This window comes from Nocardioides sp. (assembly GCF_036374615.1).
GTDB lineage: Bacteria > Actinomycetota > Actinomycetes > Propionibacteriales > Nocardioidaceae > Nocardioides.
On record NZ_DASUTK010000073.1, the window covers coordinates 1 to 2,261 of the forward strand.

General features: G+C 71.6%; 2 protein-coding genes and 1 pseudogene. 2 read left to right on the forward strand and 1 reads right to left on the reverse strand.

Annotation, left to right across the window (positions count from 1 at the left end):
* Positions 1 to 330, forward strand: a pseudogene (locus VFZ39_RS06030) (translational GTPase TypA); the annotation flags it as partial.
* Between the two features lie 79 nt (positions 331 to 409).
* Here the strand turns inward: VFZ39_RS06030 and VFZ39_RS06035 are convergent.
* On the reverse strand, positions 410 to 997 hold the full coding sequence (locus VFZ39_RS06035) for a rhomboid family intramembrane serine protease (RefSeq protein WP_330864830.1): 588 nt from the start codon (positions 995 to 997) through the stop codon (positions 410 to 412).
* Between the two features lie 82 nt (positions 998 to 1,079).
* Here VFZ39_RS06035 and VFZ39_RS06040 point away from each other — a divergent pair, with 82 nt between their 5' ends.
* On the forward strand, positions 1,080 to 2,249 hold the full coding sequence (locus VFZ39_RS06040) for an acyl-CoA dehydrogenase family protein (protein ID WP_330864831.1): 1,170 nt from the start codon (positions 1,080 to 1,082) through the stop codon (positions 2,247 to 2,249).
* The last annotated feature ends 12 nt before the right edge of the window (positions 2,250 to 2,261 follow it).

The following is a 2,261-nucleotide window of genomic DNA, read 5'->3' on the forward strand; positions in this document are numbered from 1 at the left end:
ATGACCAACCTGCAGGAGCGCGGCGTCCTCTTCGTCGAGCCGACCACCGAGGTCTACGAGGGGATGATCGTCGGCGAGAACTCCCGTGCCGACGACATGGACGTCAACATCACCAAGGAGAAGCAGCAGACCAACATCCGCTCCTCCACGGCCGACAACTTCGAGAAGCTGATCCCGCCGCGCAAGCTCTCGCTCGAGCAGTGCCTGGAGTTCTGCCGGGAGGACGAGTGCGTCGAGGTCACCCCCGAGACGGTGCGGATCCGCAAGGTCGTCCTCGACCAGAACGAGCGCGCCAAGCTGGCGTCCCGCGCCCGCAAGAGCGCCCAGTAGCCACCTGAGTCGAGTCGCGTAGTTGCGGCTGCCGAGTCGCGGCCGCGCGGCCGCCGATCACGCGCCGCAATTCCGCGACTCAATGGGCGGCAGGATGCCGTCGGTTCGCCAGGTGGTACGCCGCCAGCACGCCGCCGATCGCACCGAACAGGTGCCCCTGCCAGGAGACCCCCGGCTGGCCGGGCAGCGCACCGAGCAGGACGCTCCCGTAGACGAGGAAGACGCCGACGCCGATCAGGATCCCGAGCGGTCGACGCTCCAGGAACCCGACGATCATCACGTACGTCAGCAGCCCGAAGACCAGTCCCGATGCGCCGACCGTGACCGAGTTGGGCGGGCCGACCAGCCACACCCCGAAGCCGCTCACCACCCACGCCCAGACCAGCACGCCGAACAGCCGCGCCGCGGACACGGCCGCGACGAGGAAGCCGAGGATCAGCAACGGCACCGAGTTCGCCTCGAGGTGGCCCCAGCCGGAGTGCAGCAGCGGCGCGGCCGCGATCCCGACCAGGCCCTCCTGGGTCCGCGGCTCGATCCCGAACCGGTCCAGCGAGTCTGCCGTCACCGCGTCCACCAGCTCGATCAGCCAGAGCAGCGCGACGAACGCCGCGATCACCGCGGCACCCCGCACCCAGGCCCTGGTCGGGTCGTCGCCGGTGGTGGTCACGAGGGGAACCTACCCGGACCGACCCAGTCGCTCGTGCCCGTTTACTGTGACCACACCGACCCCACCTTCGAGGAGGACACGGATGCCCGCGACCCGGGTCATGCCCACCGAGGAGTCCGCCGAGCTGGTCCGCCTGGTTCGGGAGATCGCCACCCGCGAGCTGCTCCCGCGGAGTGCCGAGGCGGAGGCCGACGAGGCCTTCCCACGCGACGCGTTCCGGCTGCTGGGCGGGCTCGGCGTACTCGGGCTCCCCTACCCCGAGGAGCACGGTGGCGGTGGCCAGCCCTACGAGGTCTACCTCCAGGTGCTGGAGGAGGTCGCCGCCGTCTGGGCGACCGTGGGCGTGGGGCTCTCGGTGCACGCCCTCTCGTGCTTCGGGCTGGTGACCCGCGGCACCGAGGAGCAGCAGCGGCGGTGGCTGCCGGACATGCTCGGCGGCGGGTTGCTCGGCGCCTACTGCCTCTCCGAGGCGCACGCGGGCTCCGACCCGGCGGCGATGCGTGCCACCGCCCGGCGCGACGGCGCCGACTACGTCATCAACGGCAGCAAGGCCTGGACCACGCACGGCGGTCACGCCGACTTCTACAAGGTGATGGCCCGCACGTCGGACGCGCGCTACGGCATCTCCTGCTTCCTCGTCCCGGCCGACGCCCAGGGACTGTCCGCGGACCCGCCGGAGCGCAAGATGGGGCTCACGGGTTCGGCCACCACGACCATGCGGTTCGAGAACGTGCGGGTGGCCGCCGAGCGGCGGCTCGGCGAGGAGGGTGAGGGGCTGCGGATCGCCCTCGCCGGGCTCGACGCCGGCCGGCTCGGGATCGCCGCCGTCGCCACCGGCCTCGCCCAGGGCGCGCTCGACCACGCCGTGGCGTACGCCAAGGAGCGCGAGACCTTCGGCCGGCCGATCATCGAGCACCAGGGCCTCGCGTTCCTGCTGGCCGACATGGACGCCGCCGTGCAGTCCGCCCGTGCCACCGTGCTGCACGCCGCCCGGCTCAAGGACGCCGGCCGCCCGTACAGCCGCGAGGCGAGTGTCGCCAAGCTGGTCGCGACCGACCACGCGATGCGGGTGACGACCGACGCGGTGCAGGTCCTCGGCGGCTACGGCTACACCCGCGACTTCCCCGTGGAGCGCTACATGCGCGAGGCGAAGGTGATGCAGATCTTCGAGGGGACCAACCAGATCCAGCGGATGGTGATCGCCCGGCACCTCGGCACGGACAGCGGCGGCTCGATCACCCACGACAGCTAGTCCGCCGCCGAA